Genomic DNA, 17,603 nt, shown 5'->3' with positions numbered 1-17,603 from the left:
TTCAATAGACAGGCGGCGAAACCACCCAGATGACCACTGCCGGCTCGGCACCCGGATTGCGCCAGCGGTACGGCTTGCCCTCGAAACGGAAGGAGTCGCCTTCGCCGAGCCGGTGCCAGACGCCTGCAATCTCGATCTCGAAAATGCCGGAGGCGACATAGCCAGCTTCCTCCGTTGGCCGCCGCGCTTCGGTCTTCAGTTCCGCGCCCGGCGCGAAGATCGAGCGCACCATCTCAAAACTACCGCCGAGATCGGGCGACAGAAGCTCCTCCACCAGGCCGGATTCGCTTGTGCCAAGCGAGCGCCGGCTGCCGGCACGCACGACGACGCCACGCTCCTTCTCGATCGGCACGTCATGGCTGAAGAACAGGCTGAGCGGGACGCCGAACAGGTCGGCGAAGGCGCGCAAATCGCCTAGGGACGGGATCGACAGGCCGCGCTCGACCTGGCTGACCCAGCCGACCGAGCGGCCGAGCCTCAGGCCGATCTCGGCCAGCGTCAGCCCGCGCGCCTTGCGCAGCGCCCTGATATCGCCGGCCAGCAGCCGTTCGGCGTTTTCCTGTTCCGGTCGGATAGCGGTTGAGGGCAAAGCCAGGTCTCGATGAAAAATTGCTCTTGGTGAAAAATGCGTGACAAATTTCATGAGAGGTCAAGTCTGTGAAAAAATCAAGGGGATTTTCATGGGGTCACAAGAAACGCTTGCGCCATTTTGACGGTTCATGCAAAGGCTCGGCCGCGAACGGCGAGTGGGGGCGTCCGTCGGTATCTGGCGTTAAGGGACGGCCCATGCTGGAAGACAATACCCGGATTGCGACGGCGATCGTCGACGAGGCGATCACTTCGCGCCGTTCGGTACGAGCATTCCTGCCCGATATGGTCGACGACGACACGATCCGCGCCATTCTGGCCGTCGCGGCGCGTGCGCCTTCGGGCACCAACATGCAGCCTTGGCGGGTCTATGTGACCAAGGGCGAGGTCAAGCAGCGGATTACCGACGCCATCCTCAATTCCGGCGTCCGCGCCGAAAAGGCTGACTGGGACGAATACCGCTACTATCCCGACCAGTTCTTCGAACCCTATCTCACAAGGCGTCGGGCGAATGGCTTCGGCCTCTACGGCGTGCTCGGTATCGGCCGGCGCGAGGTCGACAAGATGCGCGCGCAGCACGACCGCAACTTCGTCTTCTTCGACGCGCCGGTGGGCATGATCTTCACCGTCGACCGGCGGCTGAACAAGGGGTCGTGGATCGACTACGGCATGTTCCTGCAGAACATCATGGTGGCGGCGCGGGGCCGGGGCCTGCACACCTGCCCGCAGGCAGCCTTCGCGCCCTATCACCGGCAGATCAGGCCGGTGCTCGACATTCCCGACGAGGAGATCGTCGTCTGCGGCATGGCGCTTGGCCACGAGGACACGTCCAAGCCCGAAAACGAGTTCCGCACCGACCGCGCGCCGCTCGAGGAGTGGGTGACGTTCGCCAAGTGAGGCGGCCTTCGGGTTCGGTTGCTTATTCGGTATTGACCGGCGCGCCATGGCCGCTGACGTGAGCACCGTCCTGCGGCGTCAGCTTGAGATAGGCGAACAGCGCGCACAGCGTGATCAGGCCTTCGATGACGAACAGGACGCGGAAATCGTTGATGCTCGCATGGCCGCCGCCGGCCAGAAGCGACAGCAGCGCGGCCGCGAGGCCGACGCTGATCGCCACCGCAAGCTGCCATAATATGTAATAGAGCGCGCTGAAGCGGGACAGCTGCTCGGGCGCGATGTCCGAATAGGAGAGGTTGCCGGTCGAGGCCCATTGCACCGAACGGAACATGCCGAAGACGAAGATGTAGGCGAGCACGATCCAGGTCGGAGCGCTCTCCTGCATCAAGGCAAAGCCGGCGACCAGGCAAGCGGCAACCGGCGTGTTGAAGATCAGCACGCGCCGGAAGCCGAAACGGTTCAAGACGCGCGGCATGAAGAAGCGCATCAGCAGCGAGCCGATCGCGGCGACGAAGGTCAGCGATCCCGCCTGCACGGCGCTCATGCCGAAACCAAGCTGGAACATCAGCGGCAGCAGGAAGACGACCGAGCTGAGGCCGATCGTGTCGAGACCGCCACCGGTCAGGAAGCTGATGCGGAACGTGCGGATGCGCAGCAGATTGAGGTCGAGCAGCGGATTGCGGGCGCGCAGGCAATAGAAGGCGGCCACGGCAAGGATGGCGATGGCGAGCCCGAGTTCGCCGGCGATGATGCCGCCGGTGGCATCCCTGGCGGCAAGCGAATCCATGCCGAAGACGAGCAGCGCCATGCCGATGCCGACGAGCAAAAAACCCGGAAAGTCGAATGAGGTGCGAACCGGCTTGGTTGTGGTTGGGAACAGCGAGGCCGCTAGCAGCGCGGCCGTCAGTGCGAACGGGACGTTGATGAAGAAGATCCAGCGCCAGGAAACGTAGGTGGTGAGCGCGCCGCCGACCAGCGGGCCGACCAGTGGCCCCGACTGGCCGGCCAGCGAAATGTACATGTTGATCCTGAGCGTGCGGTCGCGCGGAAAGCTCGAGAGGATGACGACCTGGCCGAGCGTTCCCATCAGCGCGCCGCCGAAGCCTTGCAAGGCGCGCGAGGCGACCAGCGTCCAGAGGTCGCTGGACAGGCCGCACAGCGCCGAGGCCACGGCGAAGACGAGCAAGGCGAAACAGTAGACGTTGCGCAGGCCGAAGCGGTCCGCGGCCCAGCCGCCAACCGGCATCGAAATGATCAGGCTCGCGACATAGACAGTGATCAGCAAGCCAAGCTGGCTCGGTGGCCGGGCAAGGCTTTCGCCGATGCCGGGCAGGGCGGTCACCACGACATTCTGGTCGAGGCTGGTCATGAAGACGCCGCAGGCGACCGTCGCCGGCAAAAGCATCGACGCCTCGCCCGCCGGGGCAAAGCGGGTTGTGGCTGTCGCCGAAGTCTCCGCGGTCATGGAAGGATATTGTCGAACCGGTTGCCTGAACGGGCGCTTGCCCCGACAAGGGCCCGTGATTCCTATCTATCCTCCCTGCTGGCCCGGGCTCAAGCAGCAGTTGTGTCAGTCCATAGTGCCAAGCGGCTGGGAGAGTGTTATTGCACCTCGTAGCCGACTTCCTCGCTGGCATGGCAGAGCGCCTTCCAGAACGACCGCGCGAACGAGCGGAACACATAGATGTCGAACTGGTCTGCGCCGGTGCGCTGGATCTGCGCGAAGACATCATGATGCACGGTCGAACGACCGGCGCCGACCGGGAAGGCCGGCAGGGCGAAGTCGATGGCGAAGAATTTCGCCAGCACCCATTCGGCCTTAGGTCCGGCAATGCGGATCGCGGTGCGGCCGTGCGACAGGTCGGTCACCGTGCCAATCGCCGGGGTGACGACACCGGCAAAGGCCGAGGCCAGGCCTTCCGCCTCATCGACGACGGTGAATTTTCCCGGCGCAAAGCCGAATACCGACTTGACGCCGTCAGTGCTGCCGCCGCCGGCGCCATCGGGCAAGGCAAGGCCGGTGACCGTGCGGATGCCCGATATCAGCCTCCTCTCCTCGCCCGGCCAAGCAGCGAGCTGCACGATCGATCCCGGCTGCGTTTCGGACAGGATAATGTCCACGCCATGCTCGAAATTGCCGTGCGAGCCGGCCTGCAGCACCGGCTCAAGCGGTGATTGGCGCTCAACCATGCATGCGGCTCCCGTCCGGATCGTAGAAGTGGTTGGAGACGATCTCGATCGGCCCGAACCGGTTGCGCAGCGGATCGGAGACAAAGGCTCGCGAGCCGTGCCTTGCCTTGCCGCCCTTGACCAGCGCCAGCGCGATGTGCTTGCCGAGCGCCGGCGAATAACAGCAGGCCGTGATGTGGCCGATGGAATCGTGCGGATTGGCTTCGTCGAGCACTTCCACGACATGCGCGCCGCCGTTGAGCGGCCGGTTGTCGAGCGCAATCAGGCCGACGAGTTCCAGCCGGTCGGGCGCGATCAGGCCTTCGCGATCCATCATCGCCGAGCCGATGAAGGGCTTCTTCTTGGACAGCATCCAGTCGAGATGCAGATCGCGTGCCGTGGTGCGGCCGTCGATCTCGGCGCCGGTGACATGGCCCTTTTCGATGCGCATCGTGCCAAGCGCCTCGAGCCCGTAGGCGACCAGCCCGAACGGCTTGCCGGCCTCGATCAGCGCTTCCCAGACATGGGTGCCGTAACCGGCGCCGCAATAGACCTCGAAGGCCATTTCGCCGGAGAAGGAGAGCCGGCAGATCATGACAGGCACGCCCGATATCTTGCCGCGCACGATGCCCATGAAGGGCAATGCCGCGTTGTCGACGGCGGTGCCGGTGACGCAAGCAGCAAGAATTGGCCTGGCCTTCGGCCCGCCGATGGCGGCACCCGCCCATTCGTCGGTCACCGAGGTGACATGGACCTTCAACTCAGGCCAGATCACGTCCAGGAAATATTCCAGATGCTGCATCACCTTGCCGGCATTGGCGGTGGTGGTGGTCATCAGGAAGTCCTGTTCGCCGAGCCGCCAGGTGGTGCCGTCGTCGAAAGCAAGGCCGTCCTCGCGCAGCATCAGCCCATAGCGTGCCTTGCCGACGGCCAGCGTCGAGAACATGTTGGTGTAGACCCGATCGAGGAACTCGGCCGCGTCCGGACCCTGCACCGCAATCTTGCCCAGTGTCGAGACATCGACGATGCCGGCGCTTTCGCGCGTCGCCTTGGCTTCGCGCACATAGGCCTGCTCGATCGTTTCGCCGGCGTGGCCATAGATCATCGGGCGATACCAGAGACCGGCCGAATACATGGTCGCGCCATTGGCGATGTGCCAGTCATGCATCGGCGTCAGCCGCTCGGGCTTGATGTCGCCGAAGCGTTCCGCGGCCAGCGAGCCGATCGACACGGCCGAAAAGGGTGGGCGAAAGCGTGTCGTGCCGACCTCCGGGATCGGCTTGCCGAGCGCCTCGGCCATGATGGCGAGGCCGGGAATGTTGGAGATCTTGCCCTGGTCGGTCGCCATGCCGAGCGTGGTGTAGCGCTTCAGATGCTCGACCGAGACGAAGCCTTCGCGATGCGCCAGCCGCACATCCTCCGCCGTCACGTCGTGCTGGAAATCGACAAAGCTTTTCCCCTTGGCTCTGATCTCGAACACTGGCGCCGGATCGGGATCGCCGGGCGCGGCCTCCACGGAAGGCAAGGCCGACAGCGCGCCTGCCGCTCCGGCGGCTGAAAGACCGGCGGCGCGGCCTTCGGCGATGGCCTCGGCGGTGGAGAAGCTGCCGGTGAAGGCGCCGGCGCCAATCCATTGTTGAGTTGGCCAGCGCTGCGTCGGCCTGGGTGGCAGGAAGGCCTGTCTGGCGGCATTCCATTCCGCCCTGGCGCCGGCCTGGCTGGCCAGATGTATGGTCGGCGACCAGCCGCCCGACATCAGCAGGCAATCGGCATGGATGCTGCGTGCATCGCCGGTCAGCGCGCCGCTCACCATATCAAAGCGCTGCACCTTGAGGCCGGACAGCGCCTTGCCGCCTTCGGTGGCGACCACGGCGTGGCCGGAAAGGATCTCGGCCTCCGCTTCACCGGCGAGCTTGCGCATCTCGCTCGACAGCTCCGGGCGCACGTCGATAATGGCGACGATCGCAGCTCCTGCCTTCTTCAACGCCAGGGCTGCGCGATAGGCGCTGTCATTGTTGGTGAACAGCGCAATCCTGTCGCCCGGCAGCACGCCATACTCGTTGGCATAGCGTTCTCCGGCATAGGCCAGCATCACGCCCGGCCGGTCGTTGCCCGGGAACACCAGGGGCCGCTCGAAGGAGCCGGTGGCCAGCACCACCGTCTTGGCGCGGATCGCCCAGTAGCGATGGCGCGGCTCGCCCTTGCCGGGGTTTTCCTTGTGGTCGGTGACCCGTTCGAGCGCGGCCAGCGTGTTGCCGTCATAATAGCCCCAGACCGTGGTGCGCGGCAGCAGGCGGACATTGTCATGGCCTTCGAGCTGGCCGGCGGCCCGAGCCGCCCAATCCGCCCCGGGCATGTCGTCGATCACCTCGCCCGACCAGTTGGCCGAACCACCGAAATGCGGCTCGAGCTCGGCGAGGATGACGCGTGCGCCTTGATCGGCCGCGGCCTTGGCGGCCATCAGCCCGGCCGGGCCGGAACCGACCACCAGCACGTCGCAGAAGGCGTTCATGCGCTCGTAGCGCGCCGTGTCGGGAGCGGTCCCGGCGCGGCCAAGACCGGCGGCACGGCGGATGAAATGCTCGCAGAACATCCAGAAGCGCGTGCCCTTCAGCGGGCCGAACACCGGTCCCATGAAGGTCTTGTAGTAGAAACCGGCCGACAGGAGCTTGCCGCCAAGCTGGTTGATGGCGCTGACGTCCCAGGCAAGCGACGGGAAGCGGTTCTGGCTGACGGCCGTCAGCCCGTCATGGATCTCGATCATGGTCGCGGCGATGTTGGGCTCGCGAACCTCGCCGCGCAGCACCGTCACCAGGGCGTTCGGCTCCTCGACGCCAGATGTCAGCACGCCGCGCGGACGGTGATATTTGAACGAGCGTCCGAACAGGGTGACGCCATTGGCCAGCAGGGCCGAAGCGAGCGTATCGCCGGCATGGCCGGTATAGGACGCGCCGTCGAAGGTGAAGCGTATGGTGCGCAGCCGGTCGATCCGGCCGCCGGCATCGGTGCGGCGCGGGCTCATGATTTGCCCTCCGCCTTGTGCCGCGCAGTGGATTTGTGGCCGCCGCGGGCAAAGGCGGTGCTGGAGATCTCGTGCGTCAGCGTGTTGCGCACGACCCTCAGATGGGCGCGGCAACCGCCGGAATGCTGCCAGATCTCGTTGTGGTCACCGGCCGGGTTCAGCCGGTCGTAGACATAGGCGTTCCAGGCGTCGAGATTCTGCGAGGCGGGTTGGGGGCGCTCGCGGTTGCCGTCGCCCTGATAGGTGAACTCGATGACGTCGCGCGGGCCGCAGTAAGGACAGGTGATCAGCATTTCATTCTATCTTTTTGTTTAACCACGATCTTTTCCGAAAACCGGTTTCCACTTTTCGCTAGCGCGGTCCTTCGGTTCGGGATCATGGTCTAATGTAGCCGAGGCGTTGCGCCCTGGCCTTTGTCGTCGATCACCAGGCCGCGGTAGAAACGGTCGAGCGTGAAGGGTGCATTGAACTCGTGCGGCTCGTCCTTGGCGATGGTCCAGGCAAAGCACCAGCCGGAGGCCGGCGTCGCCTTGAAGCCGCCATAGCACCAGCCGCAATTGAGATACATGCCCGGCAGCGGGCCGGTGGTGATGATCGGCGAACCGTCCATCGACATGTCGCAGACGCCGCCCCAGGAGCGCAGCATGCGGACACGGGCGAGGCCGGGGAACAGCGCCAGCATCTCGCTCATCACCTCGTCGACGATCGGCAGGCTGCCGCGCTGGGCATAGCTGTTGTAGCCGTCGAGGTCGCCGCCATAGACCAGGCCGCCCTTGTCCGACTGCGAGATGTAGAAGTGACCCATGCCGAAGGTCAGGATCGTGTCGATGATCGGCTTCAGCGATTCCGTCACGAAGGCTTGCAGCACATGGCTCTCGATCGGCATCGTCTCGATGCCGGCAAGCTGCATGACGCGCCCGGTGCTGCCGGCAACGGCGAGCGCCACCTTCTTGGCGCGGATCTCGCCGCGCGTGGTCGAGACGCCTGTGATGCGGTCGCCATCGCGCAGGAAGCCGGTGACCTCGCAATTCTCGACGATGTCGACGCCGCGGCGATCGGCGCCGCGCGCGTAGCCCCAGGCGACCGCATCGTGGCGGGCCGTGCCGGCGCGCCGCTGCATCAGGCCGCCGACAATCGGGAAGCGCGCCGAACCCGAGACGTCGAGCGTCGGTACCAGGCGCGCGATCTCGGCCGTCGTCATCAGTTCGGCGTCGACGCCGAGATGGCGCATGGCATTGCCGCGCCGGGCAAGATCATCGAACTGGCCGGGCGTGTGCGCGAGGTTCAGGCAGCCGCGCTGCGAGAACATGACATTGTAGTTGAGATCGTGCGAGAGGTTCTCCCACAGCTTCATCGAATGTTCGTAGAAGCGCGTGTTGGCGGGCAGCAGATAGTTGGAGCGTACGGCCGTCGTGTTGCGGCCGACATTGCCCGATCCAAGCCAGCCCTTCTCCAGCACCGCGACATTGGTGATGCCGTGCTCCTTGGCGAGATAATAGGCGGTCGACAGACCATGGCCGCCGCCGCCGATGACGATCACGTCATAGGATGCCTTCGGGTCCGACTTGCGCCAGGCCGGCTTCCAGTCCTTGTTGCCGGTGAGTGCGTTTTTGAGAAGCGAAAACGCCGAATATTCCGCCATTCTTTTGTCATCCGTTGCGTGCGATGCGGCAGACTATAGAGCAGGCCACCAGCGCAAAGCCAATATTGCGCCATCGCTTTTCGACTGGCCGACTCCGAAAACGCGGCGGGCGCTATGGCTTGCCCCATGATATGAGCGTCTTTATCAAGGATGCGTTTTCAGAACTGCTTTGCCGTTCGCGAGTCGCCAACAGATCATGTTCTTCAGATTGCTCCGCCTGGTTCTGATCGTTGCGCTTGTCGCCGTGTCGGCGCCGTCGTCGTTCGACGCGATGGCGCAGGCGATCGGCCAGGGCTCCGCCGTGCTGATCGCGGAGCAGCAGAAGGCGATCCAGGATCTGACGGCGAAGACCGACGATCTCGAGAAGAAAGTATCGCAAGAGGCCACGGACGACGCCGGCCTCGTCGATATCCGCCTGCAACTGGAGGAGATGTCGCGGGCCGCACTGACCAGCGCCCTGGCGTTTCGCTCGCGTCTCTCCGACATCAACAACCGTGTCGAGGTGCTGGGCGCGCCGCCGGCCGAGGGTCAGCCGCCAGAACCCGAGATCGTCAGCAGCGAGCGCGGGGCCCTGGCGTCCGAAAAGGCCGAGATCAACGCCGTCATCGCCGGCGCACAGAATCTGTCGATCCGTATCAATGGTCTGATCGAGAAGATCGGCAACACGCGCAGCGAGCTTTTCCGCAATGTGCTGACCAAACGATATGAACTGTCCGACGCGCTGAGCCCTCAGGTGTTCTCAGACGCCCAGGATGAATACGCCAATCTTTACAAAGCAGTGTCGTCCTGGCTGGGCTTCGCCCTAAAGTTCAAGTTCCAGGCGATGCTGGCGGCGACCTTGATGGCGCTTGCGCTCGCCGCCGTGCTCTTTGTCGGCGGCCGGCGGCTTTTTGGACGTATCTTCGAAGCGGACCCTTCCATCGAGGATCCGTCCTATCTCAGCCGGCTGTCGGTGGCGTTCTGGTCGACATTGCTGCCGACGCTGGCGGTCGGCGCCTTCCTGGCTTCGACGGTTTTCTTTTTCAACTATTACAATGTGTTGCGCGGCGACATTGGCGTTTTCCTCAACGCGCTGGCTGCCGTCATCGCGGTGGTGTTCTGCGTCAACCGGATGACCAATGCGGCGCTTGAGCCGCGGCTGCCGAACTGGCGCTTGATACCCGTCGAAACAGGTCCGGCACGCTGGCTGGTGCGGCTGACCACAGCCATGGCTGTGGTCATCGGCTTCAACAATTTCCTGTCGGTCGTCAACGACAAGATGGGCTCGCCGCTGTCGCTGACCATCGCCAGAAGCTTTGTCGCCACGATCATCGTCGGCGTTATCCTGATCCTGATGGCGTTGCTGAGACCGTTCAAGTCGCCCGATGGAAGCTGGCGTCCCTGGCCGGCGTGGCTGCGTTACACGGCCATAGCGCTCGGTCTTTTCACCATCGCGGCGGCGCTGTTCGGCTATATCGGCCTTGCCATTTTCGTCTCGCTACAGGTCGTCGTCACCGGCACGATCCTGGTCACCGCCTATATAGGCTTCCTTTCGGCACGAGAGATCGGCGAGGAAGGCGGTTTCGCCGGCACGTCGATCGGGCGCTGGCTGTCGGCCAATTCCAGCTATGAGGATGCAGCCCTCGACCAGCTCGGCCTGGTCGTCAGCATCGCCATCAATGTCATGATCGTGCTGGTGTTCCTGCCGCTGATCCTGCTGATGTGGGGCTTTCAGCCCGGCGACATCCAGGCCTGGGCCTACAGGCTGGCCACCGGCATCAACATCGGCTCGGTGACGATCTCGGTCACCGGCATCCTCACCGGCATCGTCGTCTTCATCATCGGCTATTTCCTGACGCGCTGGTTCCAGGGCTGGCTCGACGGCTCGGTCATGGCGCGCGGCAAGGTCGACACCGGCGTGCGCAACTCGATCCGCCTGGCCGTCGGCTATGCCGGCGTGGCACTTGCCGCCCTCGTCGGCGTCTCGGCGGCGGGTATCGATCTCTCCAATCTCGCGCTCGTCGCCGGCGCCCTTTCGCTGGGCATTGGCTTCGGTCTGCAGAACGTCGTCTCCAACTTCGTCTCGGGCCTGATCCTGCTGGCGGAAAGGCCATTCAAGGTCGGCGACTGGATCGTCGCCGGCGATATCAGCGGCACTGTCAAGAAGATCAGCGTGCGCGCCACCGAGATCGAGACGTTCCAGCGCCAATCGGTGATCCTGCCCAATTCGAACCTGATCAACAATGCGGTCGGCAACTGGACGCATCGCAACAAGCTCGGCCGTGTCGACGTCAAGGTGGGTGTCGCCTATGGCAGCGACGTCAAGCAGGTTCATGACATCCTGCTGGAGATCGCACGCAGCCATCCGCTGGTGCTGAAGAATCCCGAACCCTTCGTGCTGTTTACCAATTTCGGGCTGGCCGCGCTTGAATTCGAAATCCGCGTGTTTCTCGCCGATGTGCTGAACGGCGCCATCGTGCAAAACGACATCCGCTTCGCCGTCCTCGATAGATTCGACCGCGAGCATATCGAGATTCCGTCGCAACCGCGCGCCGTCGTCGAGACCCAGAAGCATGAGGCATGGCCGATCGACGACGACAAGATCGAGGTCGAATTCGCCGCACAGGAGCAGGCGAAGGCCGAAGCCGCTGCCGAAGCGCAGCGCCTGGCCAAGGCCGGGCGCAAAGCGCGCAAGCCGGATCCCAACTAGCGCTTGTCGAGATTCAGGGGGCCGGGCTGATCCGGCTCTCAACACGCCTTTGGAGCGTAGGTTGGAGCAGCGAAAGCAATTGCGGCATGAATGCGGCATTCAGTTGCTGTTCAGCTTGCATGTCATATAAGCTCACATGCAAAGGGCGAGAATGCCTTGCAAAAATGTAACCAGAGGCGGTGTGGAAACACCGATATTGCAAATGTGGAAGTCTGTCGTTGCCGCCATTGCTTTTCTTGCCGTGGGTGGTTCGGCTTTTGCAGCCAGCGCGGTCAACAAGGACGCCGAGACCCGCACGCTGATCGTGACCGAAGGCGGCGGCAAGACTGAGCTGGCGCTGGCCGCCGGCGAAACCGTGGAATTCTGCCCGAATGGCTGTTTCGTCACCTTACCGAACGGCGACCTCGAGGCGCTGACCGGTTCGGAAACGGTCGAAATCTCGGGTGGCGTCGCCCGCATCAAGTAATTTGACGGCTTGTCTTTGGAAGGCCGGGCAAAATGCCCGGCCTTTTATCGTTTCGGGTCATCGAACCTTAACGATGAACGGGAATTCCGTCACGCGGACTGGACCAGGCCGGGCGTTTTAACGTTCGTTACGCTGTTCCCCGCTATATCCGGACCGAAGACGCCGAGGCACGGCGCGCGGTTTTTGGATCCGCGCATGACCCCTTCCGAAAACCAGAGTTTTCGGGATCATGCGCCAGGCAGGGCAACGAAAAATGGACGCGCGGTCTGACAGGAACGCAATCCCGCTTGCGGTCGATCTCGACGGCACGCTGATCGCGACGGACCTGTTGTGGGAAGGGCTGTTCATCCTTCTCAAGAAGAACCCCCTCTACATTTTTCTCGTGCCGTTCTGGCTCGCCGGCGGGCCGGCGCGGTTGAAGCAGGCTATCGCCCAACGCATCGACATCGATCCCGCATCGCTGCCTTATCGCGAGGTGCTGCTGCAGCGCCTTCGCACCGAACATGGCGAGGGCCGCCAGGTTGTGCTGGCGACCGGCACGCCGCGCAAATTCGCCGAGGCGATCGCCGCGCATCTCGGGATTTTCGATCGCGTGCTGGCGACCGATGGTCCGCACAACATGACATCCGGCAGAAAGCGTGCCTCGCTTGTTGCCGCCTATGGTGATGGCGGCTTCGACTATGCCGGCAACAGCCGGCACGACCTCCAGGTGTTCGACGCCGCGCGCACGGCGATCGTTGTCGCGCCCGACCGCCACGCCGCGCGCTGGCAGGCCATGCACTGCGCCGAAATGATGCCGGCGCCGAAACCGACATTCAGAACCATCGTCAAGATGCTGCGCGTCCATCAGTGGTTGAAAAACTCATTGATCGCGGTGCCGATGGTGCTGTCGCACGAATACTTCAACTCCGACATGATCTGGGAATGCCTGCTGGCCTTCGTCTCGTTCAGCGCGGTGGCCTCGGCCATCTACATCCTCAACGATTTCTTCGATCTCGCGCTCGACCGCAAACACCCGACCAAGCGCAACCGGCCATTCGCCAGCGGCGCGTTGTCGATCCCGTTCGGCCTCGGTTCGATGGCGCTGCTGCTGGCAATCGGCATCGGTGCGGCATGCCTGCTGCGGTGGGAATTCCTCGGGGTGCTTTTCGGCTACATGGTCATCACCACGGCCTATTCGCTGTCCTTCAAGCGCATGCTTCTGGTCGACGTGCTGACGCTGGCCGGCCTCTACACGATCCGCGTCCTGGCGGGCGCGGCGGCGACCGGCGTCGATGTTTCGTTCTGGCTGCTCGCCTTCTCGATCTTCTTCTTCCTGTCGCTGGCGCTGGTGAAGCGTTTTGTCGAGTTGCGCACCACCGCCATTCCGGCTGGTGAGCGCATTGCCGGCCGCGGCTACCGCACCGAGGACCAGGAGATCGTCGCCCAGGCGGGAATGGCCTCGGCCTTTTCCTCGGCACTGGTGCTGGCGCTCTATATGGACAGCGCCGCGGTGCGCGAACTCTATCCGAATCCCTGGCTGGTCTGGCCGCTGGCGCCGATCGTGCTCTATTTGACCATTCGCGTCTGGATACTCGCCCGCCGCGACGAGATGCATGACGATCCGGTCGTCTTCATCATCCGCGACTGGCGTAGCCAGATCGTCGTGCTCATCGGCGCCGTGCTGCTGGTCGTTGGAAGCCTGTAGATATGGTCGGGGAGCCGTATCAGAGCTTTGGCCTCGCCACGCCGCCGGCACCCAATGTGATTTCGGCGGGTGACGGTATCGCGCTGCTGAAGCAGCGCAAAGCCAAGAAAGGCGCCTTGCTCGCCTATGGCAATGGTCGATCCTATGGCGATTCTTGCCAGAATGAGGCGGGCACGATTGTCGACATGCGGCCGCTGGCCCGAATCCGCGCCTTCAATGCCGAAACCGGCGTGATCGAAGCCGAGTCCGGCGCACTTCTGTCCGACATCATCGCCCATGCGGCGCCCTTTGGCTTCTTTCCGGCGGTCGTTCCGGGCACCCAGTTCGTCACGCTCGGCGGCGCCATTGCCAATGACGTCCATGGCAAGAACCATCATCGGCGCGGCACCTTCGGCTGCCATGTCGAATCCTTGTCTCTGCTCAAGTCCGACGGGCAGACCTATCATTGCTCGGCCACCGACAATGCACGGCTGTTTCGAGCGACGATCGGCGGCATGGGGTTGACCGGACTAATCCTGTCCGTATCGATCCGGCTGATGCGGGTGCCATCGCTCGACATCGTCGAGAAGGCGACGCCATTCCGCAACCTCGGCGAATTCTTCGAGCTTGCCGAAGCGGCCGACCTGGCCAACGAATATGCCGTCGCCTGGATCGATCAGCTTGCCGGCGGCCATCGCAGCGGCCGCGGGCTGCTGTTCACCGGCAATCATGCCGAGCATGGCTCGCATGCGGCCTCACGCGCCGGCGGCACTCTTTCGGTGCCCTTCCAGCCGCCGTTCAACGTGCTCAACCGGCCGTTCCTGACGGTTTTCAACGCTGCCTATAGGTGGAAGAAACGCCGGTCCACGGCGCCGCGCCATGTCGGTTATCAGGGGTTCTTCTTTCCGCTCGACGGTGTCGGCAATTGGAACCGCCTCTATGGACCGAACGGGCTTTTCCAGCACCAGAGCGTGGTGCCGGAAAATGTTGCGGGTCAGGTCGTGCCGGAATTGCTCGCGGCGGCCAAGCGGGCAGGGCAGGGCTCGTTCCTCACGGTCCTGAAGCGCTTCGGCAAAATCCGCTCACCGGCACTGCTGTCGTTCCCGCGGCCGGGTTTCACGCTGACGCTGGATTTTCCGAACCGTGGTCAGGCGACGCTGGCGCTGCTGAAGGAGCTGGACCGCATCACCGTCGAAGCCGGCGGCGCGGTCAATCCCTACAAGGACGCCCGGATGGGCGCCGACATCTTTGCCGCGTCGTTTCCGGAATGGCAGCGCCTCGAAGCGATCCGCGACGCTGCCTTCATGTCGAGTTTCTGGGCCCGAACGGCGAAACAGCTCGAAGAACAAGGGGACGTCGCCGAAGCCGCGGAAATAGATAAAATTCGAATAATTCGTCGTTAGTGAATGGATACTATCAAGGTTTACCGGAAACGTTCTTATTACTTCACGAAATATTTGCAGGTTTGTAATAGGACGGCTGAAGGGTTGGTGGGAAGAACATGAAATATATCGTATTCATTCTGTTCACGGTCATGACCAACGCCGCCGCGCAGCTCATGCTGAAACAAGGCATGATGTCGCTCGGTCCGGTTTCCTTCGAGGGCGTCAATCCGCTGCTCAAGCTGTTGCAGATCGTGTTCAGCCCGTGGGTGTTCCTCGGCCTGTGCACCTTCGTCGTCTCGATGGCCTCGCACCTCTATGTGCTGTCCAAGGTCGAGCTCAGTTTCGCTTACCCGTTCCTCAGCCTTGCCTATGTCGCGGTTGCGATCTTCGCCTATTTCATCTTCCGCGAAGATCTCAACGCCTGGCGCATCGCCGGCATCGCCTTCATTTGCGTCGGCACGGTGCTGATCGCGCAGAGTGGTCGAGATTTGGGCGGTCGAGAGCATGAGGACCAGACAGCTTCCATCTCCTCCGACAAGATTCACACAAACGAGATCGTTCGATGAGACATGTGATTTTCGGCGGCGACGGTTTCGTCGGCCGCCATCTGGCCCCAAAGCTTCTTGCCGACGGCGAGGATGTGGTCGTCGCCGACATCGCCAAAAGCGATCTGCCGCACTACCGCTCGGTCCGCTATGTCAAATGCGATGTCACCGATCCGGCCTCGGTCGCTTCGGTGGGGCTGAAGGCCGACGACATGGTCTACAATCTGTCGGCCAAAATGCTGTCGCCGATCCAGGTGCGCGCCAAGCGGCATGAGTTCTTCTTCCCGGTGAATTTCCATGGCACCGAGCACATCATGCAGGCGATGGACAAGGCCGGCGCTCCGAGGCTCGTCCACTACACGACCGACATGATCTACGGCCACACGGTGACGCAGCCGATGACCGAGGAGCACCCGGTCGCGCCGCTCGGCGAATATGGCTGGTCGAAGCAGAAGACCGAGGAACTGGCCGCCGAATGGCGCAAGCGCGGCATGTCGATCTCGCTGTTTCGGCCGCGCCTCATCATCGGCCCCGGCCGGCTCGGCATTCTCGAAAAACTGTTCAAGCTGATCGACTGGAATTTTCCGGTGCCGATGATTGGCTCGGGCAGAAATCCCTATCAGTTCATCTCGGTGTTCGACTGCGCCGAGGCCGCGCGCGCCGCCTGGAAGGCCGGTGTGCCTGATGAGGCCTATAATCTGGGCTCGCTCAACCCGCCGCCGGTGAAGAAATTGCTCGGCGACCTGATCAAGCATGCCGGCTCGAAGTCGATCCTGATCCCGACACCGGGCTGGGCGGTCAAGCGCACGCTCGACCTGCTCGACTTGCTCAACCTGCCAATCATGGATCCGGAACAATATCTGATTGCCGACGAGGAATGCGTGCTGGATGTATCCAAGGCCGAGCGCCAGCTTGGCTGGGTGCCGCAATATCGCGACGAGGACATGCTGATCGCCGCCTACAGCGAATACCGCGCCAAGAAGGACGGCCATGCCGTCGCCGCCAAACATGTGCCCGCTGAATAACAGCGCCTGCCGAACAAAGGATTTTTTGAGATGACAGTGATGGCCAAGCCGGAACACACAAAAGCGCGCACAGTGGTGAGCGCACCGGCCCTTTCGCCGGAGACTATCGCCAAGCCAGACCTGATCAGCGTCGAACAGGCGAAGGCCATGGATGTGGCGCGGATGACCGACCTGTTCAAGGCGCATCTCAATCCCGGCCAATTGCATTTCATGAAGCTGCTCGGCTTTCACAAGATCAAGATCGAGCGCGCCGAAGGCATGTTCTACATCGACCAGAACGGCCGCAAGATCCTCGATTTCTTCGGTGGCTTCGGTTCATTGGCCTTCGGCCACAACCATCCGCGCATCATCGAGGCGCGCCGCAAATTCCAGGAGGAGAAGCGGCAGGAGATCGCCATCGCCTTCATGTCGCAATATGCGGCGGCCCTGGCGCACAACATCGCCAAATGCTCGCCCGGCGACCTCGATATGGTGTTCCTCGGCTCGTCCGGCTCGGAAGCCATGGAAGCGGCGGTGAAGCTCGCCGAGCGCGCCGCCGGCCCCAAGCGGCCGAAGGTCGTCTATGCCGAGAATTCCTTCCACGGCAAGACCAAGGGCGTGCTGGCGATCACCGACGGTCAGCTCTACCGCGCCGACTTCAAGGTCGCCGACAATGTGGTGCGCATTCCCTTCGCCGATATCGAGGCGGTCGAGCGCGCCTTCCGCGCCGATCCCGAGATCGGCGTCATCGTGCTCGAAACCATCCAGGGCGGCGGCGGCATCATCCAGGCGCCGGCCGAATACTGGCGGAAGTTGCGCGCGCTGTGCGACCAGTATGGCGTGCTGTGGGTGGCCGACGAAGTGCAGTGCGGCTATGGCCGCTCCGGCCGCTTCTACGCCTTCGAGCATTACGGCGTCATTCCCGATGTGACGGCGCTGGCCAAGTCGCTCGGCGGCGGCAAGGCGGCTGTCGGCGCCATGATCGCCCGGCGCGAGATCTACATGAAGGCCTATGGCACGCCGAAAACGGCGATGATCCATGCCATGGCCACCTTCGGCGGCATGGGCGAGGCCTGCGTCACGTCGATCGAGGCGCTCAACGTGCTCTATGACGAGGGGCTGATCGACAATGCCGCCGTCACCGGCGATTACCTGCTGCAACGCCTGCAGGCGCTCAGGGAAAAATACCCGAAGATCATCAAGGATGTGCGCGGCAAGGGTCTTATGGTCGGGCTGGAGTTCCACGACTTTTCGCAGACCTTGCCGATGGTGCTGCGCCCCGTCGTCAGCGTGCTCGACGACAAGCTGAAGGGGTCGCTGTCCGGCTTCGTCGGAGCGCTGCTGCTGCGCGACTATGACGTGCTCGTCGCCTTCACCGAATACAACCGCAACGTCATCCGTCTCGAACCGCCGCTGATCTGCCAGCGCGAACATGTCGACCGCTTCGTCGAGGCCCTCGACAGCCTGTTGGCGCGCGGCATCGTGTCGATCGTGAAGGACTTCGTCAAAAGCCAAGTCCGCTGAATGATG

General features: G+C 63.2%; 14 protein-coding genes. 8 read left to right on the top strand and 6 right to left on the bottom strand.

What is annotated here, in order from left to right; all coding sequences use genetic code 11:
* Position 1: 1 nt before the first annotated feature.
* Positions 2-544 (bottom strand): XRE family transcriptional regulator, encoded by a 543-nt coding sequence (locus tag MESS4_RS21785; RefSeq protein ID WP_036241855.1) that lies wholly within the window; start codon positions 542-544, stop codon positions 2-4.
* A gap of 242 nt (positions 545-786) precedes the next feature.
* Between MESS4_RS21785 and MESS4_RS21780 the strand changes: the two genes are divergently transcribed.
* A complete protein-coding gene (locus MESS4_RS21780) occupies positions 787-1,485 on the top strand; it encodes a nitroreductase (RefSeq protein ID WP_006335579.1) in 699 nt (232 codons plus the stop codon).
* Between the two features lie 22 nt (positions 1,486-1,507).
* Here MESS4_RS21780 and MESS4_RS21775 read toward each other — a convergent pair whose 3' ends face one another.
* The 5 genes from MESS4_RS21775 to MESS4_RS21755 form a co-directional block, all read right to left on the bottom strand.
* Positions 1,508-2,950: an MFS transporter gene (locus MESS4_RS21775; RefSeq protein ID WP_006335578.1), complete on the bottom strand. Its 1,443-nt coding sequence runs from the start codon at positions 2,948-2,950 to the stop codon at positions 1,508-1,510.
* Positions 2,951-3,087: 137 nt separating this feature from the next.
* Complete coding sequence (locus MESS4_RS21770; protein ID WP_006335577.1) at positions 3,088-3,675, bottom strand: sarcosine oxidase subunit gamma; 588 nt, start codon at positions 3,673-3,675, stop codon at positions 3,088-3,090.
* Complete coding sequence (locus MESS4_RS21765; RefSeq protein WP_006335576.1) at positions 3,668-6,676, bottom strand: sarcosine oxidase subunit alpha; 3,009 nt, start codon at positions 6,674-6,676, stop codon at positions 3,668-3,670. Before MESS4_RS21765 ends, MESS4_RS21770 begins: the two co-directional genes overlap by 8 nt.
* Entirely contained in the window at positions 6,673-6,969 is a 297-nt protein-coding gene (locus MESS4_RS21760; RefSeq protein ID WP_006335575.1) for a sarcosine oxidase subunit delta, read from the bottom strand. Before MESS4_RS21760 ends, MESS4_RS21765 begins: the two co-directional genes overlap by 4 nt.
* An 89-nt stretch (positions 6,970-7,058) precedes the next feature.
* Complete coding sequence (locus MESS4_RS21755) at positions 7,059-8,318, bottom strand: sarcosine oxidase subunit beta (protein ID WP_006335574.1); 1,260 nt, start codon at positions 8,316-8,318, stop codon at positions 7,059-7,061.
* Between the two features lie 196 nt (positions 8,319-8,514).
* Here MESS4_RS21755 and MESS4_RS21750 point away from each other — a divergent pair, with 196 nt between their 5' ends.
* The 7 genes from MESS4_RS21750 (at position 8,515) to MESS4_RS21720 (ending at position 17,597) form a co-directional block, all read left to right on the top strand.
* Positions 8,515-11,007 (top strand): mechanosensitive ion channel family protein, encoded by a 2,493-nt coding sequence (locus MESS4_RS21750; RefSeq protein ID WP_006335572.1) that lies wholly within the window; start codon positions 8,515-8,517, stop codon positions 11,005-11,007.
* A 202-nt stretch (positions 11,008-11,209) separates the two neighbouring features.
* Positions 11,210-11,473, top strand: a complete 264-nt coding sequence (locus MESS4_RS21745; RefSeq protein WP_006335571.1) for a hypothetical protein — start codon at positions 11,210-11,212, stop codon at positions 11,471-11,473.
* 253 nt (positions 11,474-11,726) lie between these two features.
* Entirely contained in the window at positions 11,727-13,160 is a 1,434-nt protein-coding gene (locus tag MESS4_RS21740; RefSeq protein WP_006335570.1) for a UbiA family prenyltransferase, read from the top strand.
* Between the two features lie 2 nt (positions 13,161-13,162).
* Positions 13,163-14,542, top strand: a complete 1,380-nt coding sequence (locus MESS4_RS21735) for an FAD-binding oxidoreductase (RefSeq protein ID WP_006335569.1) — start codon at positions 13,163-13,165, stop codon at positions 14,540-14,542.
* 98 nt (positions 14,543-14,640) lie between these two features.
* Positions 14,641-15,090 carry an EamA family transporter gene (locus MESS4_RS21730; RefSeq protein WP_006335568.1) on the top strand — a complete coding sequence of 150 codons (450 nt, stop codon included), beginning with the start codon at positions 14,641-14,643 and terminating at the stop codon, positions 15,088-15,090.
* The gene (locus MESS4_RS21725) at positions 15,087-16,094 is read left to right on the top strand and encodes an NAD(P)-dependent oxidoreductase (RefSeq protein ID WP_006335566.1); all 1,008 of its coding nucleotides are present in this window, start codon (positions 15,087-15,089) and stop codon (positions 16,092-16,094) included. The genes MESS4_RS21730 and MESS4_RS21725 overlap by 4 nt, the downstream gene beginning before the upstream one ends.
* A gap of 30 nt (positions 16,095-16,124) precedes the next feature.
* The gene (locus tag MESS4_RS21720) at positions 16,125-17,597 is read left to right on the top strand and encodes an aspartate aminotransferase family protein (protein ID WP_006335565.1); all 1,473 of its coding nucleotides are present in this window, start codon (positions 16,125-16,127) and stop codon (positions 17,595-17,597) included.
* The last annotated feature ends 6 nt before the right edge of the window (positions 17,598-17,603 follow it).

Origin of the sequence: Mesorhizobium sp. STM 4661, assembly GCF_000359125.1 — a bacterium.
GTDB lineage: Bacteria > Pseudomonadota > Alphaproteobacteria > Rhizobiales > Rhizobiaceae > Mesorhizobium.
This window is presented reverse-complemented; position numbering and strand designations above follow the sequence as displayed.